Below are 26954 nucleotides of genomic sequence, written 5' to 3' on the forward strand. Positions count from 1 at the left end.
CCGGAGGCCCGATGGCAATTATTCAGGATGCAATAACTTCCCTGATGGGCGGAGGCGGTAGTGAGGACTGGCTGGGTCAATTACGGCCAGGCTCCTTCCGTGGCGTGCCCTTTGCTGTGGTTAATGAGGAAGGCAGCCATGGTCGCCGGCAGGCCGTCCACGAATATCCATACCGTGATACCGCCTGGATTGAGGACATGGGGCGAGGGACGCGGCGATTTATTATCCGTGGTTTTATCGTCCAGAACAGTTTGGTCTACGGTGGCGGGGATGTCATTTCCCAGCGACAGGCGTTGATTAATGCGTGTGAAGCGAAGGGGAGCGGTACGCTCATTCACCCCACGCTGGGGGAAATGACCGTTTCCATACCTGAGAGCGGGTTAAGACTCTCCGGCTCCGCCGATAATGGTCGTTCGTTTGAGTTTACCCTGATGGTGATTGAGTCGGGGTTAAAGGTCTTCGCCGTTACAGACAGCACCGCCGCGGGTGACACCGTCGGCACCAACTATCTGAAGTTGGTCAGCACGGCGGTTGCCAGTACCCTGGCGAGAATCAAAAGTGAGATCCGCGGCGTGAGCCAGGGGATTAAGACCATAAAGGGAACCGTGACGTTCTGGACCAATATGGTGGACAACACCATCAGTGAGGTGACGAACGTCAGTAACGTGCTGAATTCCACCTTCGGGAACAACCGGTACGGTCGGTACAGCAAAGGGACGGTTGGCGGGAGTTCGTCGGGTATTAACGGAAATCGTGATGCTGACGATACAGAAGACTATCAGGCTTTATCTGAACAAGTTTCCGCACAGGCCGTGATGGACCGACAGGCTGTACTTGATACGACCGCTGCACTGAATGAATCGGTATCTGCTGATGAATTTGTTCAGGGCGTTGCCGATGTTATTAATCGCATTCTGACCAGCGCCGGCAGCGTGAGCGATAAAATTGCTGCGTTTGAAAAACTGGCGGCATCAACCAGTACCGAATACCAGCGATCCGAAAGTAGCCAGCAACTGGCTGGCACAATGAATACGCTCATCATTGTGCTGTGCAGCGGGGCGATGACGAATGCGGCGGCCGATTACAACCCTACCAGTCGTAATGAGGCCGAGGAAATCACGCAACGCGTGGCCACGCAGCTGGATGCAGCGTTACTTCTGGCGGGCGACCGGGCGGATGACGATCTCTATAGCGCGCTGATGGCAGTGAGAAGCGCCTTCCTGGACACCATGTCCCAGATTTCAGCCGGGCTGAGTGATCTGATGCAGGTTAATACCGCGCTGCCCATTCCTGCACTGGTTATGGCTAACCGTCTGTATCAGGATGCCTTACGGGCAAATGAACTGATACAGGAAGCCAGTGTGCCGCATCCGGCGTTTATGCCGACGACGATGAAGGTGTTGAGACAATGAGTACGGATAACGATCAGGATATCGTCTCTCTGACTGTGGGCGGGAAAGTTATTGAGGGGTGGGATTCTGTGCGGGTGACCCGCGGCATTGAGCGTTTCCCCTCCGATTTTGATCTGGGTCTGATGGATTATTTTCCCGGTAGTGATCAGAAACAGCTGGTGAAGGAGGGGATGCCCTGCCAGGTAAAACTAGGCAGCGATCTGGTTATAACAGGCTATGTAGACGACTGGTCACCATCACTTTCCCGGTCGCGCCATGAAGTCAGGGCAACGGGGCGCAATAAGTGCTGTGATCTTGTCGATTGCTCGGCAGAATGGCCGAACAACGTTATCAACGGCGGCAATGCGCTGGATATAGCATCCAGGCTTGCATCGTATTACGACATTACGGTTTCCACTGATATCGATGATTTAGTCAGCGTTCCCCAGTTCACGCTCAACTGGGGGGAGTCGCCGCAGGAAATACTTGAACGGGTCTCCCGCTGGTCAGCTCTGCTCTATTACGATCAGCCTGACGGCAATTTATTTCTTACCCGGGTGGGCGCAAAGCGCGCGTCCAGCGGTATCACTGAAGGGGTAAATATCGAACAGGCTTATTACCGCCGTTCGATGGCAGACCGCTTTTCTGATTACGTCGGCGTATCGATGAGCATTTCTCCGATTGCAGGATTCTCACCGGATACAGCTTATGACTCGGTGACGCTGGCGACAGCGCGTGATCCGGAGGCGGCAAGCATGCGCTACCGGAAACGGATCATTATCGTTGAAAGTACGCTGATGGCATCCCAGCAGGCGCAGCGCGCCATCGACTGGGAGATGAACCGACGATACGGCCGCTCAAAGCCATTGAGCGTCACGATTGATTCCTGGCGCGATAAAGCGGGAAAACTCTGGGAGCCGAACACGCTGATCCCGGTAAATATCCCCTCAATGCAACTTCCGGATACGGAAATGTTGATTGCCGAGGTGACCTACATCAGAGACAGCGACGGCACTCACGCCAGAATGTACCTGTTACCGCCGGAAGCCTTCAGTGTCCAGCCCTACGCCTTCTATCAGCAAATCCCGGGATTAAACCAATGATTCAAAATTTAAGAAAATCGGCGACCCGCATCGCGGGCATGCTGGGCATTGGTCGTATTACCAGCCAGAAAGATAGCGGGGTGGTACAGGAAGTGCAGTATCAGACCCCGCTGGAAGTGGCCAGTGCGCCACGGTTTTCCGATTTTGGCTTTTCATCGGGGTTGCCGGCGGGCGCTGATGTGGTTATTGCGTTTCTGGGAGGTGATCGTTCCAGCCCAGTTGTCATCGCTTCTAACCATCAGGGGTATCGCCATACCGGGCTGAAGCCAGGGGAAACGGTAATCTACAACCAGTGGGGGCTGAATATCCATCTGACCGAGTCGGGCATTTTTATTGATGCCAAAGGTAAAGATGTGGAGATCAGTAATGCCGCAAATATCACCGCGACGGCAACGGAGCAGGTAAAACTGGTTACCCCCAGACTCCTGGTGACGGGAGACATCATCGACAACTGCGAGAAGAACGATAAAACGCTCAAAGCGTTGCGCGATGCTTACAACGGTCATGACCATGACGTTAAAAACGTTCAGTCCGGTGACAGCATCAAAACCAGCGAAAAAACAGAGAGTCAGGTATGAGTGATATTTCCTCTTTCTGGAATGTTGATGCCCTTCACGCAGACTGGCAGGCCGGAAACGGCATCTTAACCTCAGAAAATGACATGTACACGGCAGTGATTATCAGCCTGTTTACCGACGGGCTGGCTCGCGCTGACGACAATTATGAAGGTACCGACCGCCGCGGCTGGTGGGGTGATCTGGACAACGATCAGAATATTGGCTCAAGGCTGTGGCTACTGCGACGTGAAAAGCTGACTCGCGAAGTGGCGATGAGAGCGGAAGATTATGCCGAAGAGGCGCTGGCCTGGATGAAATCGGATGGCATTGTGGCAGAGATACAGGCGCAATCGGAAATTGTCTTCCCTGACAGGCTGAATCTGATCATCCGGTATTTGCCGCCGGCAGGGGACTGGCAGGAGTTCAAATTCTTCTGGCTATGGGAGCAACTGAATAATGCCATTTAAACGGAAAACACTGAGTGAGCTCCGTGACGAGAACCGCCAGTTCATGCAGGCAGAGCTGGAGAACGTTGGCGCGCTGCTACGATTCGGTAATCTGAAAGTGCTTGCCGACATGGACGCGGGTATGGCGCACCTGCATTATGCCTATCTGGATTATATCGCCAGACAGAGCACGCCGTTCACATCAACCGATGAATGGCTTGCCGGATGGATGGCGTTGAAGCAGATCTACCGTAAAGCGGCGACCGCGGCTCGCTCACCGGCAGCGCAAATTACCGGTACGCCGGGGCGGGTTTTAGCCAGGGGCTCTGTAATTAACCGTGCGGATGGCTACCAGTACAGCACGGACGCCAGTGTAATGATTGATTCCACGGGTAGCGCCACTGTTGCGGTGACGGCCAGACTACCGGATATCTCAGAGGATATCACTGGCGGTGGCAGCCGGGGAAATTCCGATGCCGGAACGCTCCTGACACTGGATGCCAACGTGCCGGGTATTGACAGCTCGGTTACGTTAATTGAACCGGCTACCGGCGGCGCCGACATCGAAAATGAAGAAGATTTTCGACAGCGGGGACTGCTGGCGTTTCAGAATCCTCCGCAGGGAGGGAGCGATACAGATTATCGTGGATGGGCTCTGGCGGTTCCTGGCGTTACCCTGGCATGGATACGGCGCCGGGGGATGGGGTCGGGGACGGTTGTGATTTACATCATGTGTGATGGCAGTGATAAAACAAATCATGGTTTCCCGGTCGGTACAGATGGCATCTCGCAGCTGGAAGAGTGGGGGGCGGTCAAGGCCACCGGTGATCAAGGAAGGGTTGCTGATTATATCTATCCGCTCGCGCCGGTTACTTCCCTGAATTATGTCTGCTCACCTGTCGAAAGGGTTATCGATTTTGAAATTAGCGGCATATCAGATGCCGGAAGCGAGACTACGGCTGCCATTGCTGATGCTATCGATGGCGTTTTGTTTGAATCTGCAAACCCCCTCGGTACAGGAAAAATTTACCTTTCTGATCTAAACCGTGCGATAGGGGATGTCGCCGGAACTGCCGGATTCATTCTGGTTTCGCCCTCTGTGAATATTGTACCAGAAACAGGGGAGCTGGCCGTTCGTGGCGAGGTGAACTATACATGAGCCTCTTCTCAACTGACGACTACCTTAAAGCGCTACAGGCACTAATCCCGTCAGGGAGAGCCTGGACAAGAGATAAAAACGCAGTGCAGACGGCAGTGCTTCGGGCGCTGGCAAGGAGTTTTCAACGTAGTGATAATGACGCTCAGGCTCTTCTTAGTGGCGCTTTCCCGAAGACAGCGACCATCATGCTTACTGACTGGGAAAATACGCTCGGATTACCTGATGATTGCTCCATTGGCGAGGTCGACACAATCGCCAAGCGACAAAATGCAATCGTCTCAAAATTAATAAGCACCGGCGGTCAGTCAAAAAGCTATTTCATCAGTATTGCTGCCGCAATGGGTTATACCATCTCAATTAAAGAATACCGGCAGGCGCGAGCGGGATTATCAGTTTGTGGTGATGGGTTAAATGGTGATGACTGGCCATTTGTCTGGATGGTTGAAGGAGAGGAAACGAATATAACATACTCCCGAGTCGGGATAAGTTATTGCGGAGACCCATTACGTTCATGGGGAAACAGGCAGCTAGAGTGTCGCATTTCAGCGCTGTCTCCATCCTATACGCTTGTAAAATTCGGTTATATCTATTTTGGGTTTAATGACGATGAGGTGTACGAAGTCACTCCTGAGTTTGCAACTATTTTTGATATCGCCTCTGGATATATTTCAGGAAACTAACATTTAAAGGTTAATCATGAGAAAAGTTGGAAGTACGACAGATACTGCTGATGCTAATGGTGAATATACTAATGGCAATGTTGCTAATGGGATTTCACCGACCATTATCAATGCTGAAATGCTGAACACATTTCAGCGTGAATTGGTTAATGTGGTTGAAGGGGCCGGGATAGCGCTTGATCCTAATGATGATGGGCAGGTTCTTAAAGCGTTGGATAAAATCATTGATGATAAGTTTGATTGTTCAATTTCTTTTAATGGTTATCAAAAATTTGCATCGGGTTTAGTAAGGCAGTGGGGGCGCACTTCTATAACGACTGATTCAGATGGGAATTTTTTGATAACACCTGATGCTGAGTTGTTTAAACAAGGTGTTTTTTTTGGACGATTGGACCTTGGAGAGTCTAGTTTTACTGGTGTGAGTCGTGTAATTTCTATCAATACATATCCAAATACGACTTTAAAGAAGAATATTAATGGTTGTGCCAGATATGCGGACAATGGTGCTGTAGTAGCCAATTCAAACATATTCGTGACTTTTGATGTAATAGGGAAATGACAAAGGGGAGTTCTCACTCCCCTTCCAACTTTACTTAAGTGAGTAAATTTCATTCAAAACGCTAGGCATTGATGCGGCTCCACCAATGTTAATTTTTATTGTTTTATCATATTCGTTGTTAAATAAAAAGAACATAACCCCAGTGATGTTGTCATGCTTTGTTTCTTTCATGAGGTTAATTGCTCGCTTAACTTCGTTTAAAACACGAAGTTCAATTAGTTTTTCTGGTTGTCCATTTTTGATGTTGCCTTGAGGGTCAAATTCCATAACACCATTGCTGCTTGACTCTGAAATCAAAACTATCTCGCCATTGGGTGAGGTGTTTTTTATTTCATTTTCTAATAACTGTAATACAACACCCATACGGCATGAATACAAAGAATCAAGGACTTCTTTGTCTTTATGTATATCATCCTGCGTTGTATTCATTGAACCCGTTCTGAAAAAACTGAGTTCGGATTTTATATCCCACATTGTCTTTCCATTAAAAACATCGCAACTGTCTTCAATTTTTTGGGATGCTAACCAAGCAGGAACGTTATGATATAAGTTATCAAGCAATATTGTTGATAGGTAAAAATCAAAGCTATAGATATCAAATCCTTTAGGTATACCACCATCAGTATAGATATTCCCGGCAGAGTCGTATGTGGTTAGTCTGTTTCTCTCGATTATTTGCAACCATTCAATTTCCTCATCGGTTGCTAGGTTGTTTTGCTTCTTTTTTACAATTTCATTATAGTGATTGTCTATTGTTTTTACATACTCGGCAGATAGTGAGTCTAAGTTCTTGGCGAATGATTTATTAAACATTGCGCTCGCAAAAATAACGCCAAGTTTTATGTTGTTTAAATTGTTGTCATTAAGTATTTTTCTGGTTGAGTTTGCCACCGACTCTAAATCTGATTTATTGAGTCCGTTGAGATATGGCTCGTCTGCTAAAAATATAGCGGAGATGTTGCTTTTGTATTCTTTGATGAGCGGGATGTATTTGTTTATTCTGATTTTCAATTCTTCTTGAGAGGGTAGTTTTCTTAGTTTGTTTTTATCTAAAGGGGTGAGCATTTTAGTATGTTCGATGTTTTCTGAATCTTTATAAATAACGCGAATGTCATTATTGTCTCGTGATGTATTTAAAGAAGGTCCAAGATCAAGGAATAGCATTAAATTGTTGCTTTTGGCTATTTTTAAATTTTCTTCCAATTGATTTTCGTTGTAAACATTGATCATGGCGAAGTTAACTTTATCAACAAACTCCTTATTTAAACCACTAGGTGATAAAAAACCAACGTCAAACTTATTTGCAAAAGTTACGGTGGGTGACATGAATATTAAAAATAAAATAAAAAGAATCCTCAAAATACATCTCCATGGTTTTTAGTTTTAAAACAGGTCCGATTATACCCATAAATTATACAAATGTCATTCCAGAAAAACAGGTAATATGTCATAGGAAAAAATATGACCCAAAGATATGGTGATGCTGCCAACTTACTGATTTAGTGTATGATGGTGTTTTTGAGGTGATCCAGTGGCTTCTGTTTCTATCAGCTGTCCCTCCTGTTCAGCTACTGACGGGGTGGTGCGTAACGGCAAAAGCACTGCCGGACATCAGCGCTATTTCTGCTCTCACTACCGTAAAACATGGCAGCTACAGTTCACTTACACCGCCTCTCAGCCCGGTACACACCAGAAAATTATTGATATGGCCATGAATGGCGTCGGATGTCGCGCCAGTGCACGCATTATGGGCGTTGGCCTCAACATGATTTTACGACACTTAAAAACTCAGGCCGCAGTCGGTAAACTCACGCATACAACCGGGCAGTGACGTCATTGTTTGCGCGGAAATGGACGAACATTAGGGCTACGTCGGCGCTAAATCACGCCAGCGCTGGTTGTTTTACGCGTATTACAGGATACGGAGGACGGTTGTGGCGCACGTATTCGGTGAACGCACGTTTGCCACGCTGGAGCGTCTTCTGGGCCTGCTGTCGGCCTTTGAGGTCGTGGTATGGATGACGGATGGCTGGCCGCCTTATGAATCACGCCTGAAGGGAGAGCTGCACGCTATCAGCAAGCGTTACACTCAGCGCATTGAGCGGCATAACCTGAATCTGAGACAGCACCTGGCACGGCTGGGACGGAAGTCGCTGTCGTTCTCAAAATCGGTGGAGCTGCATGACAAAGTCATCGGGCATTATCTGAACATAAAACACTATCAGTAAGTTGGAGTCATTACCCAGCGTGAATTGGTTAATGTGGTTGAGGGTTCTGGATTAACTCTTGATTCGGGCGACGATGGCCAGGTATTTAAAAGTATTGGTGAAATTATTAAAAATAATTTCCCAGCTTTGCTGGAAGTAAGAGGTTATCAGAAATTTCCATCAGTATTGCTAATCCAATGGGGTCGGGAATATTCAAGCGGAACTTCATTAAATATTACATATCCAGTTGCTTTCTCTTTTTCTCCTTTTTTTGTTTCTTCTGTTAAGATAACATCTGGAGATGGTAGGTTTTCTACAGTTAGTGATCTAAGTGCAGAAGGATTTACTGCATATGGGCGGCTGGCTAATGATGCGGTGGCAATTGATAACTTTTTTTTGGTTTGCAATAGGCGTATAAAAAAGGGCCCTGCGGCCCTTTTTTATGATGAGATTAGTTTATCTCTTGCCTTTAATATGGTTTTCTCGAATGTGTTATAAATGAAACATGAAAGTGATAGTGTTAATAAAAAGAATAATAACCATTGAGTAATGCAACTTGCGTAAGTGGTCGGTGTGGGGAGAGTTTGTTTAAGCAAAAAAATAACTGGCAGGTTAATTAAATATGCTGCATAGGACCATCTGGCAATACGTGAAATTATGTACATAATCTGCTTGCTTATTTTTATATGTATCCAACCGCATATCATGAATGCAAACCCTATGTTTGCCATGGGAAATAAAAATACTTTATAGAATGCGTTATTGTTTATTAATTCGTCATCTTGTGCGGAAATGTAGATGCACAAGGGTATTAATGCTACTCCAATAATTTTTATCTTATTAAGGGTAGGGGTGTTGCAAATAATTAGACCCAAGACGCCATACACTATCGAGTCTATTCTAAATAATGAAATTGTTCTGATTTCATTAAATGTAAGACTAGAATTAAAAGCTGCGTTAATTCTTAGTGCAAGTGGTAAAGTAATTAGAACCACAATTGCCAAGTTAATGGATTTTTTTTTATTATTCGTTAGAGCAAAAAACACCCAAAACAACAATGGGGTAATAAGATAAAAAATCTCCTCCACAGCCAAACTCCAGGCCTCCCCAAAAAATGAAGGGTGTGGAGATAGCAAGCTTTGCGAGAAAGTCAAATATCTTAAAACACTTGGGAAGATATCCGGTCTAATGCTAAATATAAGAATTATGTTTATGAAGAGAAATAAAATATAACTTGGATACGTTCTAAGCCAGCGTCTTAACCAAAAACTAGGAATCCACTCCCGATGAGATTCTTGGTTGTTTATTTTTTCAATTAATATTCTTCCAATTAAAAATCCAGAAAGGACAAAGAATAACTCAACTCCAAGAAATCCGCCGAATTTAAATATATTGGTTTCGGGCATTAATGGCACCAAGAAGGTGCGCCCATGCGATAAAAGCACCAAGCTTATAGCTAGTGCTCGGCAAAAATCCAACCAATGATTTAACTTTGTATTCATTCTATTACTCTTTTAGCTACTAATTCTTTATTTTTACTGTTGGTTCGCTTTTGATTATTTTCATGCTATGAGTTGAAAGCATGTAAATTAAAACCCCAATCATTAATTATATCTTTATTTGATATTTTTATCAATGCAAATCATTACACCACATTTAACGGAACTGGTTATGGCCCAAAGATATAACACTGGAAACCAACGTCCTTCAAACAGCATGAAGGACCTTAACGATAACGCCCTTGCATATGATGATTTTTTGAACGGTGATGCTGATGAGGTGATCGATAGATTAGGCAAAAGTATACCTACTATCAGAAAGACGATTAGAGATGCGAATGATAAATTTCATTCGCAAATAACGCTACAGGATACTTTGTTTCTGAACTCCCAGATTGACAAAGAAAATCGTTTTACATCCTTCCTTGATAGTTCTGGTTACGTTTTTTTGGGTGATTACCAGAATGGCCCGTTCCAGTTCAGCGCCCGTAACCAGTATATACGCTATAACAACCAGCATTACCGCTTGAATACTGCTACTGACGTCGGCTTTACGACCACCGGAACCGATGCAGCCAGCTTTGCGAACGACGTTACTCACTTCGTTCTGATGGATGGTGACACGCTTCGCCAAAACCTGGGTTCAAGCGAACCTGGATTTGGAGCGGATATGTCTATGACGACAATTGGTAAAACTGTCGGAGATATCGTCAGGTCGCCATTTATCATTGCTGGCAGGGTAAACATCAAAAACCCGTACTGGAATGCTCCGAGCGACGGTGCTGAAGACCCGGAGGCCACCGCAGCAAACGTTGCTGCGATTAACAGGATGTTGAATTCTGGCGCCAAAACTGTCGAGCTGGATAATAAAGCGCGCTACGTTAACTCCCCTCTGATTTACCAGAGTAGTCTTGGTATTTATGGCGAAGGCCGGCATATTACCTCTCTGATTTGGACAGGTGGTGATCTGCCTGTGCTCGCTCGTCCTAATTACACTGACAAAGATGCTAAGGGCTTTTCCAATGTGCGCGTGCATAACCTGAAAATAGTGGACCAGGCGCCTGTGAGGAATAGTTATTACACAATTGACCTGTTCAATGGCAACAGTAGTGGGCTTGACGATTGCTGGATCGACTGTCCCGGTCGTTACGACGCGGATAATAATCAAATTATCACCTCTGACCGCTATGGTGTTGCTCTGGGAATTGCAAGAAACAGCTCGCTTAAAGGAGATAATGGCTTTGTTTTTCACATGCGTGATTCACGGATCACAAACGGCACGTTAATGGCAAATGGTACTGACGGATATATACGGGGCTGTGAGCTGTGGGGGTCATTCCGGGAGCGAGCTGTAGAGATTAGCGGCGGATGCACTATTGATGGCGGGACACAAATTGTGCCTGGACATGAGGCAGGGATATTTTTATTTAATGACAAAGGCTATGACATCGATACGCTAAAAATCATAGGCGTGTACTTTGACGGCTCCACAAATGTTGATTTATTCACCGGATGGGGGATTCTGTCAGCCGCAGGAATTGGCCTGGTCAATGCAAAAATAGTCGGCTGCGATTTCTGGCACATGAATAAAGGCGGTATTTACACGGCTAAATTATATTCCTCTACCATCGAATCAAACAACTTTACGGACTGTGATTCTGACGATACCGGGGAAGATGACATTTACTGTGATGATGTCTATGGCTCTTCAATAGTTAATGTCCACGCCCGCGGGCCTGCGCCAAAACACAACAATGCCAGCCGGGTGAATCTCGGCAGGAACTATTCCATTACGGCGAAAGCAGGGTATCCACTTAGCGTGCTGGGTGGGCAGGTGAGCTTCAACACAACCTATGCCCGCAGCCGTGTGACAAACCCGACCTATGCACGACTGGCCGGCGGAGCATTCGCATCATCCTTTCCGTATGGAGCTCTGCCTGATGCAGCTGCACGCTACGGTGAGTTTATTGTGGTCAACGGGAAACCGTATGCATCGGATGGTGCATCGTGGCGTGATATGTCAGGAGATACACTCGCATTGGAAACGGCGACTGACCTGCATGCACTGACAGTCAGCCAGCGATACTACACATCCGATATTACGATGCATAGCAATATACCCGCAGGCCTGACTGGTGCGGCGCAGATTGAGGTCGGATACATATCTGCAGGGTACAGGGTCATTACGGTAATTTCCCTGAAAGCCTCAGGCGGTGTTTATAAACAGCTCTTAACCGGGGGAACAACACCAACATGGGGCTTATGGTTAAAAATTGCAGAAAGGGAGAGTGATTTATGAGTTTTACCGTCTCTAAAAAAATCCGTAAATGCGGCTACTACCCTGATTTAGGTATTCAGGAGCCAGCAGAGGACATTACTGTCGATGTGACGTACGAAGTGACCGGGATAAAAAGCATTTACGGTCAATTTGGAATTGCCACCTACAGCATGTCCACGCCAGAGTGTTCCGTAGCGGGTGAAAGGGATTTCGAATTTGAGTGGTCAGGTTCCGGTAATCCACTGGAGGCCGCAGAAACTGCACTCCAGTCCTGGTTAACGGCATGATGAATTAACCCGCCATTACTGGCGGGACTTGCTTATCATTATTTTGCCACCGACAATAAAAGCGCGTTCACATCTTCCATCGCGATACTGGCCTGACCGTTAGACAGCGCATAAATCCAGACCGATTCGAACAAATCAACGGGGAGATTATCGACGGCCAGTTGCGCCGTATCCTCGCTGTCAAATTTGCCGCCGACAAAGGACGCACCATTTTTGACGCAGTAATAATCACCGACCTTTAAAATTTCCATACATCACCTATATGATTTTTGTCCATGTCGGCGCAGTCTGAGATGAACACCGGAATAAAACACCTGCGCCAGCAGTGTCATCTCCGGGGCGCTCTGTTATTACTCCGACAGGGTACAGGATTTGATTTGGCACTCCCCATGATAAAACAGTGGTTACTGCGCATCGTTCAGTAGTAAATGCACGGTCTCCTGAGTAACCGAACGTCGTGATTTTGCAGCTTTTAAAATTAAATGCTGCGCGACTGGCAAGTGACACATTAGCAATCATACAATCCCTGAATATCGCACGGGCACGGAATGCTCCTGCTACAGTACCAAGGAATTCACAGTCGTCAAAAAATACAGGACGCTTTGTCTCTCCCAACGCGGAGTCTCCGGTAAATCCGGTAGGTTGTTTTGTGTCTCCGAGTGTAAATCCTGACGGGTACCGGCATTTCCTGAAAGAAATATTCCCGACAATATTGTTAGGGAAAGTCAGGCTGGTTATATCACAGTTATCAAAATCGAGGTCTGCCGCGCCAAATAGCGGGATCACAGCATTGTATGTGCCGTTAATAAATTTGGTTTTCTGATTCGGGTGCAGTGTTCCGATGCAACGCGGGCCGATAAACGTCAGATTAGAGACGTTCGAGCTGCCGAAATACCAGTCGAGAAAGCTCATCTGCCCGTACGTTGAATTTCGTCCGAACATGGTATTGCCGATCGACCCAGAAAAGCTGGCGTCTTTTATCGACGACGTATAATCCAGATTAACGACAACAGATGAGTTTGTTGCCGCCAGCGCGGTGCCATCCGGCGCGGTGCCGGTGGTGCGGCAGTCATGAACAATCTGACCGATTGACGTATTGCCAACGTTTATCAGAACATTGGTGTAGTTCAGTGTGGATTGCAGGCCTGTTGTGCCGTCGTCCGTCGTCAGAACTGAGGTCCGCTCCGCATGAATATTCCCGATTTCGGAACGGATACAGCCGACAATCAGGCACTTGTGATAGGCATTCTCGCTCTGTATTCCGCCGATTTTAATACAGTTTGACGTATCCCCACCGGATACTATCCCCACCTGGTAACTATTGATATTTCCTGAGTCCTGCGCCGATAGCCTGGTAAACGAACTATCCCAGACAGCCGACAGCATTATTCCCGAACCGTTCAACCCATTCACCCTGACGTAGCCTAGGTCGAAGTGAGAGCCCTTAAAATAAACCCCATTCAGTTCAACATCGCGGTTATCCGAAACGATGCCAATCGTGCCGGTAACGCAAACATATGATGCGCGCCCTGTATAAGCGTCGCCATCAGGATTACCAAAAGTAAGGGCATAATTTGCCACATGCGATGCAGTAAAGTTATTGGGGTCAACAAGAAACCTCCCAGACCAGTCGCTTACAACTGAGTAAATTCCACTAAAATCAGCTGTTTTAGTAATCCTCCACGGGCCACCTCGGAGGTCAACCCCAAAACCAAACAGTTTAGCGAATGCCAGCATGTCCTGTATGGGCTGATTATTATCAACGGTAGTAGACCCACCCACCCCACCGAAAAGAAACGGGGTCACATATTGTATTGAGCCATTGAGATACGCCCGTAAAGACCAGGCTTTTGTTTCTTTTACATGGGTTACGAGGGTGTCGCCTAAACCCTCTTCTTCTGAACCCAGGTTTACGCGAACAATATCGGCAATTTACAATCAGCCTTTTCAAAGGGTTGCATAATGCTGATTGGCTACGCGCGGGTGTCTACCGGCGATCAAAACCTCGATTTGCAGAAAAATGCGCTGGCTCGCGCAGAATGTGAGCAGATTTTCGAAGATACAGCGAGCGGGAAAAACGCCAGACGCCCAGGGCTGAGGCGTGCTATTCGTCGTTTAAAACCAGAGGATTCTCTCGTGGTCTGGAAGCTGGATCGCCTTGGGCGTAGTGTTCGTGATCTCATAATTCTGGTCTCAGAGCTGCAGGATAGAGGTATTCACTTTCGTAGCCTTACAGACAGCATTGATACCAGTACCCCAGCAGGCCGATTTTTCTTCCACGTCATGAGCGCCCTGGCAGAAATGGAGCGCGAGCTGATCGTCGAGCGAACCCGAGCGGGTTTAGCCGCAGCGAGGGAGCAGGGGAGAGTCGGCGGCCGCCGCCGGGTAATGACTGAAGAAGTGGTGGAGCGGTGCCGCAGAATGCTGGAGAACGGCGCTACCCGGCAACAGATCGCAGATGTGATAGGGGTAGACGTGAAAACAATCTACAAGTACCTCCCGGCGACTTGAAGACAAAGATTTCACTACTTTTCCTGATATGTTACGTTTGGCTTAATCAATTCATTCAGCTTTGAAAACAGTTTGGTTTGTTCGTGAACGGTAAGAAAACAATAAGTTTTGAGCAATTTTTAACTATTAACAGCAATCTTGTTTCCATCTCAGATACATGGGCTGACTTGTGGGCGTTAATTTTTCACACGGGTTTAAGCGCTGGAAGGCTGCTGAGTATTCGATATGATGATATTGATGATGGCTTGATACTGATACGAAAACAGGGTCACCTGAAGGAGCTACGTGTTGAATCAACCCCTCCAGTGGAGGGGATCATTGCTCGTAGAAGAGAACGCTATCCAGAAGATGTTTTTTTATTTCAGAGCCATTCTAACCGTGTGAAGTACCAACGCCGGCCGGTCACTATAATTGCTTTCAACGCCGCTTTACGTCGCGCCGCTAGATCATTACCAGACGTTAACGTAAGCAGTAGTAGCGCGAGAAACATACCGGACTAACCGCCTGTCCAGTCGCGTGTGGCCGATGTGACAGGCGTGGGGGTGAAGACTATTTACAAATATTTGCCAGTACAATACGGCGATAAAAAATCCCCTTGAGCAGGCACACTCAAGGGGAAAATACTACATAACATCATTGCTGTGTGCGTCTTTGCGCTCATCTATCTTCCAAGAAGATGCCTAAAGCTTCCAGATATTTCTGGTCTGAGCAGTTAAAACATTGGGTCGGTAGCCGATGTAATATGAGGGGTGAAGACGATTTATAAATATTTCCCTGCTCAATGTTGCCAGTCGAATTGAGGCATCAATGCGTTACGTCAGCGCCGATCATTGATAGCCACTGCCAATATTGATCTGCTGCACGCATGCATTTACTGTATTTATATACAGTAAATTTGACAGGGGGAAGTATGCCGCGTTTATACGAAATCGAGACGGCCTGCCGTAACGCAATAGATATCCTGCCTAACGGAAAGCGCATCCTCACCACAAGGCGATTTCTGCAGGAACTGGAGAGATATAACTGGCACTGGTCACCACGCCAGGCTAACCAGTGGATAGAGCACTATGTGACGACATTCCGGGATGTCTCAACGCAGGAAGGCGATGATCGCACGTTCCAGCTTTACAACCCGAATGGAGGGCTGTAATAGTGGGCTTTCCATCGCCAGCATCAGACTATGTAGAGGGACGGCTAACCGTCGATAAGCTATGCAGCATCGGCCCTAATACTCGGGTCGTACAGACTGAAACTGGTTATGCCATAGTTGATTTCTCCGTTAAACCAAAGCAGCAGGACACGGTATTGATCCAGTACTCCGGCGGTACAGATTTTGCGAAAGTTATGGGGAAGGCGTTTATTACTCGTGATGGTGAGGCGCTGGAAGGTGAAGCACTCGACGACGTCGTAGTGTTAGGAATAGTGACATTCGTTATTAACCGGATATGGAAGGATGATGATAATTATCCAGTAATATGAAAAGTGGTGCGCACCTAAATTTCATCCTTACCCCTGGATGAAAAGCCTATAAAAACATGCTGGTAAAGTAGCGCCATTCGATACTGGAAAGGCGCTCGTAACTTCTTTCGGAGGCGAAAGTATTCCCAGCCAATCATTAAGGGATAATGTCAAAAATTTCATGAGAAAATGAAGTTTTGAAGATGGCTAACTTATTGAAAAGGTTGCGTGTGAAATTTGAGGTATTTTCTCAAAAAAATAGGTAGCTATCTGTTTTTAAAGAAAGGAGGTCCGGTCTCGAAAACCGGAGTAGGGGCAACTCTACCGGGGGTTCAAATCCCCCTCTCTCCGCCACTATTCTTTCTCTGACCATTCCCCTTCAATAACATCGTTAGCTTCAGGTATAACGCCTGCGCTGGGGTATCGCCATCATCATCGTCCTGGTTTCAGCGTAAAGACGCGGTACTGTGCCTTGTCCTTTTGTGGTCTTACCGCCGCAATTTGCCCGAACGAGCTTAAACGCATCATAAAGAGGGAAGGTACGCCTGGAAAGCGGCAATGTCGAAAAGAGTGATCTCAACGGAGCGGGAACAAGAAAAAGCCCGCTGAGCGCGGGCTTAGATGGGGATCAGAACTGGTAAACCAGACCGAGGGCCACGATATCATCGGTCGAGATACCGTTGTTGCTGTAGAAGCGGTCGTCTTCGTCCAGCAGGTTGATTTTGTAATCCACATAGGTGGACATATTTTTATTGAAGTAGTAGGTCATGCCGATGTCGACATACTTGACCAGATCCTTGTCGCCGAAGCGAGAAGAGGAGTAGAGATCTTTACCCTTTGATTGCAGATAGGCCACAGACGGACGCAGCGGTAAATTATACTCATCGAACTGGTACTGGGCGACGACTTCAAAGTTCTGCGTCTTATTGGCAATAGCGCCGTTACCGTAGAAGGTCATGTTGCGGGTTTCCGCATACATGGCGGCCAGATAGATGTTGTTGGCGTCATATTTGGCGCCGACGGTCCAGGCGTCGGCTTTATCACCGTTGGCATAAATATGGCTGCTACGTGCTGCCGCCAGCTGGTTATGGGTACGGTCGGAAGATGAGTAGGCGGCCCCGAAGCTGATGCCAATATCGAGATCGTAGTAGCTGGAGATACCAAACCCGTCGCCATTTTCCCGCGCCAGTTTACGAGCACCACCGTTGTTAGTGCCTTCGCCAGAACCGGCGTTTTCATTATTACCCTGATACTGCAGGGCGAAATGCAGGCCGTCGACGAGGCCGAAGAAATCGCTGTTACGGTAGGTGGCCACCCCGTTGGTGCGGCCGGTCATGTAGACGTCGGTCTGGGTGTAGGTATCGCCGCCGAATTCTGGCAGCATATCAGTCCAGGATTCGATGTCGTACACCACGCCGTAATTACGGCCATAGTCCAGTGAGCCATAGTCAGCAAACTTCAGACCGGCGAAGGCCAGACGGGTCCAGGAATTCGCTCCTTCATTTTCGCTGGTATTGGCCTTGATATTGTATTCCCACTGACCGTAGCCGGTTAACTCGGGAGCGATCTGCGTTTCGCCTTTGATGCCAAAGCGTGCATAGGTCTGATCGCCGTCCTCTGAAGTGTCGTCTGAGAAATAGTGCAGGCCGGCGACTTTCCCGTAAAGGTCCAGTTTGTTGCCGTTGTTGTTATAGATTTCCGCGGCATTAACGGCATTGGCCATTAATAATGCCGGAACCATGAGAGCCAGTACTTTTCTTTTCATTATATATTCCCTTTTAATAATAATTTCTGTGAATTATGACAATCCCTCCGGAATGACTATCAGATACTAACGACCAGGTTCATTTTTATTTAAAATAAAATATGTAAATAAATAATGTAATATATTGCAAAATATTTCCAAATGGTTCGTTATATTAAATTTAAATGAATCTTCTTTTATTATTATTTTATTATATAGCAATGGGTTATGTTGTTTTGTTGCGGGCTCGGTTAACCAAATGAAATTATTTGTATAAATTTACGGCGAGAGGGTTATTCAGCATTTAAATATAATTTATGAGTCAAACTCGCCGGGGAAGATAAGTACAATACGCGGCATGGTTGATGTCGTTAATGTTTAATCCTGTGGGTAAGTAATAAAGAACAAACCCTTGGGTATTTCCATTGGCAGCATAAGTGATAAGTAGGTGCAGAAGACAAGGATGAAACTGCTGCCTGTGGCGCAGGTTGGCGGTATAATGTGATGCGTGTCACGTTTTGGGTGACAGTAGTATGATTTGTCACGGAGAAGAATGAGATGGAAGAGCAGGCAAAACGCAGCCCGGGCGGCAAACTCGCGCTCTGGGCGTTGTATGCCTTTTGCGGATATTGTGTCTGGGTCATTGTGCGTTACTGGTGGGTGGTAGGGAAAATTCACAGCGTTCCCGGCGCCAGCGCGGAGGGCGACTTTGGCACAATGGCAGGGAAATGGCTTGGCGCCCTGTTGGGGATGCTGGTGCTCGCCGGCATTGGCGCGATCCTAGGTGCTGTCGTCTGGTATACACGGCCCGCCAGAAGCAGGCGGGATCATCGGTCGTAAAGTTGCTATGCTCGAGGCTGACCTTCAGATAAGGAACGCCTATGAACCTGGTAGACTGGCAGCAACGATTTGAGCACTGGATACTGACGCACCACGCCCAGGAGGATGCGGCGCACGATCTGTCCCATTTTCGTCGCGTCTGGGCCACCGCCACCCGGCTGGCCGCCGGGGAGGTGGAAGTCGACAGGCTGGTGCTTCTCACGGCCTGCTATTTTCATGACATTGTCAGTCTGCCTAAAAATCATCCGGAGCGAAGCCGCTCTTCGATGATGGCTGCCGAGAAAACTCTTGCGATTTTGCAGTCGTCGTTTACCGATTTTCCCGCAGACCGCTATGCGGCGGTCAGCCATGCTATTGAGGCGCACAGCTTTAGCGCGGCGATCCCGCCGCGCACGCTGGAGGCGAAAATCGTCCAGGACGCCGACCGTCTCGAGTCGCTTGGGGCGATTGGCCTGGCGCGGGTCTTCGCCGTCGCCGGCGCCCTGAACACCATTCTGTTTGATGCCGACGATCCTTTCGCCGACCGGCGAGCGCTGGATGACAGAAAATATGCCCTCGACCATTTCCAGTGCAAACTCCTGCGCCTGCCGGAAACCATGCAGACCGCCGCAGGAAGGGCTATGGCGCAGCATAATGCGCGCTTCCTCGTTGAGTTTATGGCCAAGATCAGCGCGGAGCTGAAGGGGGAGCCTATGGCGCTGGATGAGGCGGTTTTACGCCGCTTTGCACCACAGCCGTCAACCGACCAGTGATTTATGGTACTCTCTGCAAAAATCGTCCGCGCTGGTTGAGGATATGCCACAAAAGTTAATCAAGGAAAACAGGTCGTTGTCATTGACGGAGCAGGCCGGTGAAGAGGCTCAGGCGCTGCTGCGTCAGCTGATGACGATCTACGATGTGAAAACGCTGGTCGCCGAGCTGGTTAGCGTCGGGGAGCAGCACTGGAGCGCGGCGATCCTCAAGCGCGTGGCGGCCCTCGGCCGCGCGGCGGGGCGTTTGCGTCCGCAGGAGGTCGCTCATCTGGCAACGCTGCTGCCGGCGCCGCCGGCCCATCATCCGCACTATGGGTTCCGCTTTGTCGATCTGTTTGCCGGTATCGGCGGGATCCGCAGCGGTTTTGAAGCCATCGGCGGGCAGTGCGTCTTTACCAGCGAGTGGAATAAGCATGCGGTGCGCACCTATAAGGCCAACTGGTATTGTGATCCGCAGCAACACCGTTTCAATGAAGATATCCGCGATATCACCCTCAGCCATCGCCCCGACGTTAGCGATGACGAGGCGGCGCAGCATATCCGCGAGACTATCCCGCAGCATGATGTGCTGCTGGCCGGCTTTCCCTGCCAGCCTTTCTCACTCGCCGGCGTATCGAAAAAAAATGCCATGGGTCGCGCCCACGGCTTTGCCTGCGAAACCCAGGGGACGCTGTTTTTTGATGTGGTGAGAATTATCGCCGCCCGTCAGCCGGCGATCTTTGTGCTGGAGAATGTTAAAAATCTCAAAAGTCACGATCAGGGACGCACCTTCCGCATCATCATGCAGACACTGGATGAGCTGGGGTATGAGGTCGCTGACGCCGGGCATAGCGGGCCGGACGATCCGAAAGTGATCGACGGGCGCCATTTCTTACCACAGCACCGGGAGCGCATCGTGCTGGTAGGCTTCCGTCGCGATCTGCACCTGCACGAAGGGTTTACGCTGCGCGATATCGCGGCGCTTTACCCGGCGGTTCGGCCAACGTTTGGCGAGCTGCTGGAGCCGACGGTGGATGCCAAATTTATCCTCACGCCGGTGCTGTGGAAATATCTTTATCGCTATGCGCGCAAGCATCAGGCGCGGGGCAATGGCTTTGGTTATGGCCTGGTGGACCCCGCCAATCCCCACAGCGTGGCCCGGACGCTCTCCGCCCGCTACTATAAAGATGGCGCCGAAATTCTCGTCGATCGCGGCTGGGACCGGCCGCTGGGCGAGACGCATTTTGACGATCCGCAGAATCAACAGCGGCGTCCTCGTCGGCTGACGCCGCGGGAGTGCGCCCGATTGATGGGCTTCGAATCGCCTCAGGGGGCGCGTTTCCGCATCCCGGTGTCGGATACCCAGGCCTATCGTCAGTTCGGCAACTCGGTGGTGGTTCCGGTCTTCGCCGCGGTGGCGAAGCTCCTGGCCCCGCGCATCGCTCAGGCGGTGGCGCGTCGCGAAGCGGATGATAACGATGGCGGATGTTCACGATAAAGCCACACGCAGTAAAAATATGCGGGCTATCGCCACGCGCGATACGGCGATCGAAAAGCGGATAGCGGCGCTGTTGACTCAGGCGGGATTCACCTTTATTGCCCAGGATCGCGAGCTGCCGGGGCGCCCTGATTTCGCTTTACCCGACTACCGTTGCGTCATCTTTACCCACGGCTGTTTCTGGCACCACCATGACTGTTACCTGTTTAAGGTGCCGGCCACCCGGACGGCGTTCTGGCTGGACAAGATCGCCGGCAACGTAGCGCGCGATGCCCGTGACCGGCAAAAGCTGGCCGCGCAGGGCTGGCGGGTGCTTATCGTCTGGGAGTGCGCCCTGCGCGGTCGCCTGAAGCTGAATGACGAGGCGCTCACCGAGCGTCTGGAAGAGTGGATCTGCGGCGCCGGACACGACGCGCAGATCGACACCCAGGGGATCCGCGAACTGGCGCTTATTTCGACGCCTTACAAGGGGTAGCTTCGCTGCGAACCGGGAAGAGATATTTGCCCAGCGTCACCAGCACGACGGCGAAAATAATCACCGCCAGCGCCAGCCACTCGATCAGTGACAGGCTTTCGCCACCGAATCCGGTGCCAAGGAGAACCGCTACCACCGGGTTGACATAGGCGTAGCTGGTGGCCACCGCCGGGGTGACATTGCGGATCAAAAACATGTAGGCGTTGATGGCAATCAGCGAGCCAAAGATAGCCAGATAGGCTACGGCGGCGATCCCGGACCACGACGGAACGCGGGTTAAGGTTTCACCGCTCAGCCATGAGGCGGCCAGCAGGACGATCCCGGCGGCGAGCATCTCGATTGCCCCCGCCATCATGCCGGTCGGCAGCACGATCCGCGAGCCGTAAACCGAGCCGAAGGCCCAGCTCAGAGAGCCAATCAGAATCAGCAGTGCGCCCCAGGGGTTGCCGTTCAGGTTGCCCCCGCTGTTAAGCATCACAATACCCGCGAGGCCAATGGCAATCCCCAGCCACTCCAGCTTCCGAGTGGCGATGCCGAAAAAGCGGCTGAAGCACAGGGTGAACAGCGGAACGGTGGCGACCATCACCGCGGCGATCCCGGAGGGAACGTGCTGATGTTCGGCCAGGGTGACAAAGCCGTTGCCGACGGCCAGCAGCAAAACCCCGATCAGCGCGGCATTAAGCAACGGCCTGCGGGCCGGCAGTTTATGGCCGGTGGCCAACAGCCATCCCAGCAGCAGCACGCCGGCAGAGAGAAAGCGAATTCCGGCCATCATCAGCGGCGGCCAGCTGGCGACGCCGACGGCGATGGCGAAATAGGTAGAGCCCCAAATGATATACAGCGCAAACAGCGCCCCGATAAGCGGTAACAGCTGACGGGTAGACATACTTCCTCACGACGGTGCAGAGATAGAAAGGGGACATATAGTAAACGTGAAAACTATCCTGCTGGCGAGCGCTTAATTTGCGCCAGGTTGTTAAATTTATATTGACTAATTGTACCTTGGGCAGCGGCCGTTTTTTAACGCATACTCGAGGGAGACATTGATGAAAAGAGAAGGAAAATCATTTTGGCAGGAAGTAGTCTTTTAACATTACTTGATGATATCGCCACGCTGCTGGACGATATCTCCATGATGGGCAAGCTGGCGGCGAAAAAAACGGCGGGGGTGCTGGGCGACGATCTTTCCCTGAATGCCCAACAGGTGACCGGCGTGCGGGCAAATCGTGAGCTGCCCGTGGTCTGGGGTGTGGCGAAAGGGTCGTTCGTCAATAAAATCATCCTCGTGCCGCTGGCCCTGCTGATCAGCGCCTTTATTCCCTGGGCGATCACGCCGCTGCTGATGGTGGGTGGCGCGTTTCTCTGTTTTGAAGGGGTGGAGAAGGTGCTCCACAGTCTGGAAGCGCGTAAGCACAAGGAGGACCCAGCGCAACGGCAGCAGCGTCTTCAGGCGTTGGCGGATCGTGACCCGCTGGCCTTTGAGCGTGACAAAGTAAAAGGGGCGATTCGCACCGACTTTATTTTGTCCGCGGAAATTGTCGCCATCACCCTCGGCATTGTCGCGGAAGCGCCGCTGCTGAATCAGATCCTCATTCTCTCAGGGATCGCGATTCTGGTCACCGTCGGGGTCTATGGCCTGGTGGGGGTGATCGTCAAGCTGGATGACATGGGTTACTGGCTGGCGGAGAAACGCAGTACGCTGGCGCAGTGGCTGGGCAAAGGGTTATTGGCCGTGGCTCCCTGGCTGATGAAACTGCTCTCTGTCGTCGGGACGCTGGCCATGTTCCTCGTTGGCGGCGGGATTGTGGTCCACGGTATTGCGCCGCTGCACCATGCCATTGAGCACTGGAGCGCGGGCCTGGGCGGCATGTTGGCCGCCTTGCTGCCGATGGTGGTCAATCTGGTGCTGGGTTTTATCATCGGTGCGGTGGTCCTGGCCGGCGTCAAGGCGGTGAGCCGCCTGCGTGGCGCTGCGAAGTAATCAGGTGCGGCGCCGCGTATTGGCGCCGCGTGGTCTACGCTAAAAAGCGCGTCCGGTATCGACAGAAACCGCGTGCGCTGACGACGTCAGGTTTGCGCAACGTACTACGAGAGAAAGATGGATAAGCCACTGCGGTTGAAGTTGAAAAAGCGCTACTTCCTGACTCGCCCGGCACATGTGGTTAACGTTTGTTTTATCGTGGTGCTATTTTTCTCCACGCTGCTGATCTGGCGTGAAATCAACGTCCTGGAAGAGGCCTACGTGGCGAACCAGCGCAATAATCTGGCTAACGTCGCGCATGAAATGGATGGGCTGCTGCAGTTTAACATCGACAGGATGATGTTTTTTCGCCACGGTATGCAGTCCGCACTTGAACGCCCCCTCGACGTCGATGTGTTGCACGAGGCCAGCCAGCGCTATCTGAACCAGCGCCATCAGGAGATTTGGCGGGTGGCGCTCCCGAACCGCCGGACGCTGCCGGTGTTTGGCGTCTCGGAGAGCGTCGTCAGGGAGAACCCGCTGCTCTTGCCGGACGATCCGCTGGTGGTCAATGAACTGATGGCGACGCTGGAGCTGGGTTATCTGTTAAATCTGACGCAGCATGACCGCGATTTTGCCGAGCGGATGCAATATATCTCCCGCAGCGGCTTTTTCACCTCGACCCTGCCGCTGCGCGATGAATCGCAGGTGAAGACGTACTATTCGCGCGCTATCAGCGCCCTCTGGTTTACCCGGCAGACCCAGCGGAACAATCCGTACCGCGGCGTTATCTGGCAAACCTTTCCTGACGATGACCCGCAGCTGGAAGAGCAGGTGGTTACCGCCTCGATACCGCTGGATTTTGCCGGTTACTGGCGCGGCGTGCTGGCGATGGATTTCTCAGTCAGCGAAATAAAAGCATTTTTAATCAGCGCGATGAAGGGCGGGCAGGAGGGGGAATACCAGCTTTATGACAGCCATCTTAGCCTGCTGGCCTCCTCTGCGCCGGGGAATGTCCTGACGCTGCTGTCGCCGCGCGAGCAGGAGCTGCTCAGCCGCGCGTTTGCCCATGATAACTAGGGCGGCCTGCGTCTGCTGACGCGCTATATCAGTTGGGCCAAACTACGGAATTTTGACGGCGTGCTGCTGCGGATCCACACCCTGCGGGAAGGCGTACGCGGCAACTTTGGCACCATCACCATCGCCCTGACCCTGATGTGGATCCTCTTCACCTTGATGCTGCTGCTCTCCTGGCTGGTGATCCGCCGTATGGTCCGCAATATGAGCGTCCTCCAGACCTCTCTGGAGTGGCAGGCCTGGCACGATGCCTTAACCCGCCTGCTCAATCGCGGGGCGCTGTTTGAAAAGGCGATGGCGGTCGCCAGCGCCTGCCAGCGCAGCGGACTACCGCTGGCGGTGATCCAGCTCGATCTGGATCACTTTAAGAGCATTAACGATCGCTATGGTCATCAGGCAGGTGACAGGGTGCTGTCGATGGTGGCCAGTACCCTTGCCGGCACTGTGCGGGAAGGCGATTTGCTGGGCCGCGTGGGGGGAGAGGAGTTTTGTGTCGTCCTGCCGAATACCACGCTGCAGGAAGCGGCGGCGATAGCGGAGCGGCTACGCCTGCGTATTCATGGCCGGGAGGTCTTTTTGCATAACAACGTGACGCTGCGGGTCAGCGCGTCGTTAGGGGTAAGCGCCAGCGAAGAGCAGGGAGAGTATCACTTTGAAGCGCTGCAGTCGGTCGCCGATGGTCGACTGTATCTGGCCAAGCAGAATGGCCGCAACCAGGTCTGTTATCGCAGCGAAGCGTGAGTAAAACGTTTCGCTCGCGCCAGCGGATTTGAGATTTATCTTAAAGTAATGTCTGGCGATTGTACTATCGGATGAAACCGGTTTGCGGCTAAGCCTTCTCGCATCAGCCTTGCAGCCCTTTCTGCTGCGAAGCGCCGACTTTCTCAATATTTTGCGTCATGAATATCTCTTGTCATGCAAAATAATTGAGGATAATGTTTCAACGCATCGGATTTCCCGGTGTAACGAATTTTCAAGTGCTTCTTGCATTAGCAAGTTTGATCCCGACTCCTGCGAGTCGGGATTTTTTTCGCCCATCGCTAGCGGTTGGCTTCACTGGCGCTGAAATCATGAATATCGAGTTCAAATGCCTCCGCCAGTTCGCGCCAGGTATGCGCCCCGCGGCCATCGATACTGGCGCGCTGAGGGTCATCGAGGATGCGGTGGACTTCGCTTTCACTGATCTCATTAATCGCCGCCAGCAGGGCATCAACGTTGACATCAACGTCGTTCCCGGTCTGGTCTGTCAATCGGTTCTTCATCATTACCCCCCTCGCTGAGCGTCGCTCAAGCCTTTTTAAGTATAGTCGGTCTAAAAAAACGCCAGTCACCGGCCGCGACGCTGCGAGCGGCGTGGTTTTGTTCTACACTGGCTGAAAATAGAGAGGAGATGGATTATGCAGGTGAACGATCGTGTCACGGTGAAGACCGACGGTGGCCCACGTCGATCGGGCGTAGTGCTGGCAATTGAGTCGTTTAGCGAAGGGACGATGTATCTGGTTTCGCTGGAAGACTATCCCCTGGGGATCTGGTTTTTCAATGAAATAGGGCACCCGGATGGGATCTTCGTGGAAAAAGAAATCTCGTAAAACCGAACTGGCGGGGCCACCGCCAGTTTGTTTCAGCGTAGATTCACCTGAATACCACTGGTAATGTTTTCGGTCAGCCGAACGATGTGGTAAATCACCTGCTTATTATGCGTCTGTATTTTCTTTTTAATATTACCTTTGTGCGATGATACCGTTTTCGCTTTGATGTTCATTTGCGTTGAAATTTGCGAAGTACCATGCCCGGCCATCCACATTTGCAGCATATTTGATTCTGTTTTGCTTAGCGACAACGTCGGTAAATTCAACTGCCCCAGGCTCGTGTTCTTGTATTTAAGATAATTAACCAGAATGACATCAAGGTCTTTTGGGGTGATCGATTTTGAACTGATTAGCAGATTCTTACGTACCCGCAGATAGCGGTCAAAATGGATGTTCGCCAGCGACATAAAAATCACAAACAGCGTCGCCGGATTTTGCGTGATGATCTGGCGAATAATGTTATTACTTTCATCATCATGCACAAAGCAATCTTCATTCAGAAACACCACCGCCGGGCAACATGACGCACAGTGCCTGTGCAGATCCTCAGCGCAGTTGACCTCAACGATTTCCTGTTTTTTAATTCCCCGACTGGTCAGATATCCCGTAAGTCCTAACCGGGTATAACTGCACAAATCCATAATCATCGTTGACATGACCCATCCTCAATCAACACGTAACGATATACACTTCGCACTGGCTGTGCGAAGCAGTCCTTGCGGGCGGTAATAATAGTAGGTTTAAGAAAGAACCCATTAGTTCCATTAAACTATTCCGCGGCTTTGTTGAATAAATCAGATTTCGGGTAAGTCTCCCCCGTAGCGGGTTGTGTTTTCAGGCAATACGCACGCTTTCAGGCATACCTGCTTTCGTCATTTTGTTCAGCGCTCGTACCAGGGCCATAG

The 26954-nt window shown here is 50.2% G+C and carries 29 protein-coding genes and 2 pseudogenes; 22 read left to right on the forward strand and 9 right to left on the reverse strand.

The window, feature by feature from the left end; all coding sequences use genetic code 11:
• The first annotated feature begins 11 nt into the window (after positions 1-11).
• From MKS11_RS24845 to MKS11_RS24875, 7 genes are read left to right on the forward strand one after another with little or no spacing between them, the layout of a single operon-like run.
• Positions 12-1412 (forward strand): DNA circularization protein, encoded by a 1401-nt coding sequence (locus MKS11_RS24845; RefSeq protein ID WP_284109747.1) that lies wholly within the window; start codon positions 12-14, stop codon positions 1410-1412.
• Entirely contained in the window at positions 1409-2494 is a 1086-nt protein-coding gene (locus MKS11_RS24850) for a phage baseplate assembly protein (RefSeq protein ID WP_127113401.1), read from the forward strand. Before MKS11_RS24845 ends, MKS11_RS24850 begins: the two co-directional genes overlap by 4 nt.
• Complete coding sequence (locus MKS11_RS24855; RefSeq protein WP_060619210.1) at positions 2491-3072, forward strand: phage baseplate assembly protein; 582 nt, start codon at positions 2491-2493, stop codon at positions 3070-3072. The genes MKS11_RS24850 and MKS11_RS24855 overlap by 4 nt, the downstream gene beginning before the upstream one ends.
• The gene (locus MKS11_RS24860; RefSeq protein WP_284109748.1) at positions 3069-3518 is read left to right on the forward strand and encodes a phage GP46 family protein; all 450 of its coding nucleotides are present in this window, start codon (positions 3069-3071) and stop codon (positions 3516-3518) included. Before MKS11_RS24855 ends, MKS11_RS24860 begins: the two co-directional genes overlap by 4 nt.
• Positions 3508-4656 carry a baseplate J/gp47 family protein gene (locus MKS11_RS24865; RefSeq protein WP_284109749.1) on the forward strand — a complete coding sequence of 383 codons (1149 nt, stop codon included), beginning with the start codon at positions 3508-3510 and terminating at the stop codon, positions 4654-4656. The genes MKS11_RS24860 and MKS11_RS24865 overlap by 11 nt, the downstream gene beginning before the upstream one ends.
• Entirely contained in the window at positions 4653-5336 is a 684-nt protein-coding gene (locus MKS11_RS24870) for a YmfQ family protein (RefSeq protein ID WP_040210547.1), read from the forward strand. Before MKS11_RS24865 ends, MKS11_RS24870 begins: the two co-directional genes overlap by 4 nt.
• Before the next feature lie 16 nt (positions 5337-5352).
• Positions 5353-5895, forward strand: a complete 543-nt coding sequence (locus MKS11_RS24875) for a hypothetical protein (RefSeq protein ID WP_071033504.1) — start codon at positions 5353-5355, stop codon at positions 5893-5895.
• Between the two features lie 30 nt (positions 5896-5925).
• On the opposite strand, the gene MKS11_RS24880 is transcribed toward MKS11_RS24875, so the two are convergent.
• Positions 5926-7254, reverse strand: coding sequence for a hypothetical protein (locus tag MKS11_RS24880; protein ID WP_071033502.1), 1329 nt, complete (start codon positions 7252-7254; stop codon positions 5926-5928).
• 172 nt (positions 7255-7426) lie between these two features.
• Here MKS11_RS24880 and MKS11_RS24885 point away from each other — a divergent pair.
• Both MKS11_RS24885 and MKS11_RS24890 read left to right on the forward strand, forming a co-directional pair.
• Positions 7427-8123: pseudogene (locus MKS11_RS24885) on the forward strand (IS1 family transposase).
• Positions 8124-8156: 33 nt separating this feature from the next.
• Positions 8157-8600 (forward strand): hypothetical protein, encoded by a 444-nt coding sequence (locus MKS11_RS24890; RefSeq protein WP_284109750.1) that lies wholly within the window; start codon positions 8157-8159, stop codon positions 8598-8600.
• Here MKS11_RS24890 and MKS11_RS24895 read toward each other — a convergent pair.
• Complete coding sequence (locus tag MKS11_RS24895; RefSeq protein WP_127113407.1) at positions 8543-9604, reverse strand: acyltransferase; 1062 nt, start codon at positions 9602-9604, stop codon at positions 8543-8545. The two genes, MKS11_RS24890 and MKS11_RS24895, sit on opposite strands and share 58 nt — an antisense overlap.
• A gap of 169 nt (positions 9605-9773) precedes the next feature.
• On the opposite strand from MKS11_RS24895, the gene MKS11_RS24900 reads away from it, so the two are divergent.
• Together MKS11_RS24900 and MKS11_RS24905 are read left to right on the forward strand one after the other, a co-directional pair.
• On the forward strand, positions 9774-11900 hold the full coding sequence (locus MKS11_RS24900; RefSeq protein WP_284109751.1) for a hypothetical protein: 2127 nt from the start codon (positions 9774-9776) through the stop codon (positions 11898-11900).
• A complete protein-coding gene (locus tag MKS11_RS24905) occupies positions 11897-12166 on the forward strand; it encodes a hypothetical protein (protein WP_222690209.1) in 270 nt (89 codons plus the stop codon). The genes MKS11_RS24900 and MKS11_RS24905 overlap by 4 nt, the downstream gene beginning before the upstream one ends.
• A 38-nt stretch (positions 12167-12204) precedes the next feature.
• On the opposite strand, the gene MKS11_RS24910 is transcribed toward MKS11_RS24905, so the two are convergent.
• Together MKS11_RS24910 and MKS11_RS24915 are read right to left on the reverse strand one after the other, a co-directional pair.
• A complete protein-coding gene (locus MKS11_RS24910; RefSeq protein WP_258754300.1) occupies positions 12205-12417 on the reverse strand; it encodes a hypothetical protein in 213 nt (70 codons plus the stop codon).
• 7 nt (positions 12418-12424) lie between these two features.
• On the reverse strand, positions 12425-13903 hold the full coding sequence (locus MKS11_RS24915) for a hypothetical protein (protein ID WP_284109752.1): 1479 nt from the start codon (positions 13901-13903) through the stop codon (positions 12425-12427).
• Positions 13904-14128: 225 nt separating this feature from the next.
• Here MKS11_RS24915 and MKS11_RS24920 point away from each other — a divergent pair, with 225 nt between their 5' ends.
• The 4 genes from MKS11_RS24920 (at position 14129) to MKS11_RS24935 (ending at position 16156) form a co-directional block, all read left to right on the forward strand.
• Positions 14129-14677, forward strand: coding sequence for a recombinase family protein (locus MKS11_RS24920; protein ID WP_284109753.1), 549 nt, complete (start codon positions 14129-14131; stop codon positions 14675-14677).
• A gap of 77 nt (positions 14678-14754) precedes the next feature.
• A complete protein-coding gene (locus MKS11_RS24925; RefSeq protein ID WP_004892499.1) occupies positions 14755-15177 on the forward strand; it encodes a hypothetical protein in 423 nt (140 codons plus the stop codon).
• Positions 15178-15587: 410 nt separating this feature from the next.
• Positions 15588-15827: a hypothetical protein gene (locus MKS11_RS24930; RefSeq protein WP_032735112.1), complete on the forward strand. Its 240-nt coding sequence runs from the start codon at positions 15588-15590 to the stop codon at positions 15825-15827.
• Positions 15828-15829: 2 nt separating this feature from the next.
• Positions 15830-16156 (forward strand): hypothetical protein, encoded by a 327-nt coding sequence (locus MKS11_RS24935; RefSeq protein WP_040225408.1) that lies wholly within the window; start codon positions 15830-15832, stop codon positions 16154-16156.
• Between the two features lie 607 nt (positions 16157-16763).
• On the opposite strand, the gene ompC is transcribed toward MKS11_RS24935, so the two are convergent.
• Positions 16764-17900 (reverse strand): porin OmpC, encoded by a 1137-nt coding sequence (gene ompC, locus MKS11_RS24940; RefSeq protein WP_211773313.1) that lies wholly within the window; start codon positions 17898-17900, stop codon positions 16764-16766.
• A gap of 537 nt (positions 17901-18437) precedes the next feature.
• Here ompC and drpB point away from each other — a divergent pair.
• From drpB to MKS11_RS24960, 4 genes are all read left to right on the forward strand, one after another.
• Positions 18438-18719 (forward strand): cell division protein DrpB, encoded by a 282-nt coding sequence (gene drpB / locus MKS11_RS24945; protein WP_004203489.1) that lies wholly within the window; start codon positions 18438-18440, stop codon positions 18717-18719.
• A 41-nt stretch (positions 18720-18760) separates the two neighbouring features.
• Positions 18761-19471 carry a phosphohydrolase gene (locus tag MKS11_RS24950; RefSeq protein ID WP_004203487.1) on the forward strand — a complete coding sequence of 237 codons (711 nt, stop codon included), beginning with the start codon at positions 18761-18763 and terminating at the stop codon, positions 19469-19471.
• Positions 19472-19547: 76 nt separating this feature from the next.
• Positions 19548-20948: a DNA cytosine methyltransferase gene (locus MKS11_RS24955; RefSeq protein WP_161992938.1), complete on the forward strand. Its 1401-nt coding sequence runs from the start codon at positions 19548-19550 to the stop codon at positions 20946-20948.
• Entirely contained in the window at positions 20929-21423 is a 495-nt protein-coding gene (locus tag MKS11_RS24960) for a very short patch repair endonuclease (protein WP_004203485.1), read from the forward strand. Before MKS11_RS24955 ends, MKS11_RS24960 begins: the two co-directional genes overlap by 20 nt.
• Here the strand turns inward: MKS11_RS24960 and yedA are convergent.
• Complete coding sequence (gene yedA / locus MKS11_RS24965) at positions 21398-22309, reverse strand: drug/metabolite exporter YedA (protein WP_004203484.1); 912 nt, start codon at positions 22307-22309, stop codon at positions 21398-21400. The genes MKS11_RS24960 and yedA overlap by 26 nt on opposite strands.
• Before the next feature lie 183 nt (positions 22310-22492).
• Between yedA and MKS11_RS24970 the strand changes: the two genes are divergently transcribed.
• Both MKS11_RS24970 and dgcQ read left to right on the forward strand, forming a co-directional pair.
• A complete protein-coding gene (locus MKS11_RS24970; protein WP_023318643.1) occupies positions 22493-23404 on the forward strand; it encodes a DUF808 domain-containing protein in 912 nt (303 codons plus the stop codon).
• A gap of 117 nt (positions 23405-23521) precedes the next feature.
• Positions 23522-25201, forward strand: a pseudogene (gene dgcQ / locus MKS11_RS24975) (cellulose biosynthesis regulator diguanylate cyclase DgcQ).
• A 299-nt stretch (positions 25202-25500) separates the two neighbouring features.
• Here dgcQ and yodD read toward each other — a convergent pair.
• Complete coding sequence (yodD, locus tag MKS11_RS24980) at positions 25501-25722, reverse strand: YodD family peroxide/acid resistance protein (protein ID WP_004203478.1); 222 nt, start codon at positions 25720-25722, stop codon at positions 25501-25503.
• A 135-nt stretch (positions 25723-25857) separates the two neighbouring features.
• On the opposite strand from yodD, the gene dsrB reads away from it, so the two are divergent.
• Positions 25858-26049, forward strand: coding sequence for a protein DsrB (gene dsrB / locus MKS11_RS24985; RefSeq protein WP_004203477.1), 192 nt, complete (start codon positions 25858-25860; stop codon positions 26047-26049).
• A gap of 32 nt (positions 26050-26081) precedes the next feature.
• Here the strand turns inward: dsrB and rcsA are convergent, their stop codons facing one another.
• Together rcsA and MKS11_RS24995 are read right to left on the reverse strand one after the other, a co-directional pair.
• Entirely contained in the window at positions 26082-26705 is a 624-nt protein-coding gene (rcsA, locus tag MKS11_RS24990) for a transcriptional regulator RcsA (RefSeq protein WP_004203475.1), read from the reverse strand.
• Positions 26706-26883: 178 nt separating this feature from the next.
• The coding region (locus MKS11_RS24995; RefSeq protein ID WP_223349232.1) for a hypothetical protein at positions 26884-26954 on the reverse strand (71 nt) is incomplete at its 5' end.

It is taken from the genome of Klebsiella sp. K5-45 (assembly GCF_030128605.1).
Lineage (GTDB): Bacteria > Pseudomonadota > Gammaproteobacteria > Enterobacterales > Enterobacteriaceae > Klebsiella > Klebsiella quasipneumoniae.

Coding starts and splice junctions, on each gene's coding strand:
- MKS11_RS24845 (WP_284109747.1), top strand. CDS start 12: ATGGCAATTATTCAGGATGCAATAACTTCCCTGATGGGCGGAGGCGGT.
- MKS11_RS24850 (WP_127113401.1), top strand. CDS start 1,409: ATGAGTACGGATAACGATCAGGATATCGTCTCTCTGACTGTGGGCGGG.
- MKS11_RS24855 (WP_060619210.1), top strand. CDS start 2,491: ATGATTCAAAATTTAAGAAAATCGGCGACCCGCATCGCGGGCATGCTG.
- MKS11_RS24860 (WP_284109748.1), top strand. CDS start 3,069: ATGAGTGATATTTCCTCTTTCTGGAATGTTGATGCCCTTCACGCAGAC.
- MKS11_RS24865 (WP_284109749.1), top strand. CDS start 3,508: ATGCCATTTAAACGGAAAACACTGAGTGAGCTCCGTGACGAGAACCGC.
- MKS11_RS24870 (WP_040210547.1), top strand. CDS start 4,653: ATGAGCCTCTTCTCAACTGACGACTACCTTAAAGCGCTACAGGCACTA.
- MKS11_RS24875 (WP_071033504.1), top strand. CDS start 5,353: ATGAGAAAAGTTGGAAGTACGACAGATACTGCTGATGCTAATGGTGAA.
- MKS11_RS24895 (WP_127113407.1), bottom strand. CDS start 9,604: ATGAATACAAAGTTAAATCATTGGTTGGATTTTTGCCGAGCACTAGCT.
- MKS11_RS24900 (WP_284109751.1), top strand. CDS start 9,774: ATGGCCCAAAGATATAACACTGGAAACCAACGTCCTTCAAACAGCATG.
- MKS11_RS24905 (WP_222690209.1), top strand. CDS start 11,897: ATGAGTTTTACCGTCTCTAAAAAAATCCGTAAATGCGGCTACTACCCT.
- MKS11_RS24910 (WP_258754300.1), bottom strand. CDS start 12,417: ATGGAAATTTTAAAGGTCGGTGATTATTACTGCGTCAAAAATGGTGCG.
- MKS11_RS24915 (WP_284109752.1), bottom strand. CDS start 13,903: ATGCTGGCATTCGCTAAACTGTTTGGTTTTGGGGTTGACCTCCGAGGT.
- MKS11_RS24920 (WP_284109753.1), top strand. CDS start 14,129: ATGCTGATTGGCTACGCGCGGGTGTCTACCGGCGATCAAAACCTCGAT.
- MKS11_RS24930 (WP_032735112.1), top strand. CDS start 15,588: ATGCCGCGTTTATACGAAATCGAGACGGCCTGCCGTAACGCAATAGAT.
- ompC (WP_211773313.1), bottom strand. CDS start 17,900: ATGAAAAGAAAAGTACTGGCTCTCATGGTTCCGGCATTATTAATGGCC.
- drpB (WP_004203489.1), top strand. CDS start 18,438: ATGGAAGAGCAGGCAAAACGCAGCCCGGGCGGCAAACTCGCGCTCTGG.
- MKS11_RS24950 (WP_004203487.1), top strand. CDS start 18,761: ATGAACCTGGTAGACTGGCAGCAACGATTTGAGCACTGGATACTGACG.
- MKS11_RS24960 (WP_004203485.1), top strand. CDS start 20,929: ATGGCGGATGTTCACGATAAAGCCACACGCAGTAAAAATATGCGGGCT.
- yedA (WP_004203484.1), bottom strand. CDS start 22,309: ATGTCTACCCGTCAGCTGTTACCGCTTATCGGGGCGCTGTTTGCGCTG.
- yodD (WP_004203478.1), bottom strand. CDS start 25,722: ATGAAGAACCGATTGACAGACCAGACCGGGAACGACGTTGATGTCAAC.
- dsrB (WP_004203477.1), top strand. CDS start 25,858: ATGCAGGTGAACGATCGTGTCACGGTGAAGACCGACGGTGGCCCACGT.
- rcsA (WP_004203475.1), bottom strand. CDS start 26,705: ATGTCAACGATGATTATGGATTTGTGCAGTTATACCCGGTTAGGACTT.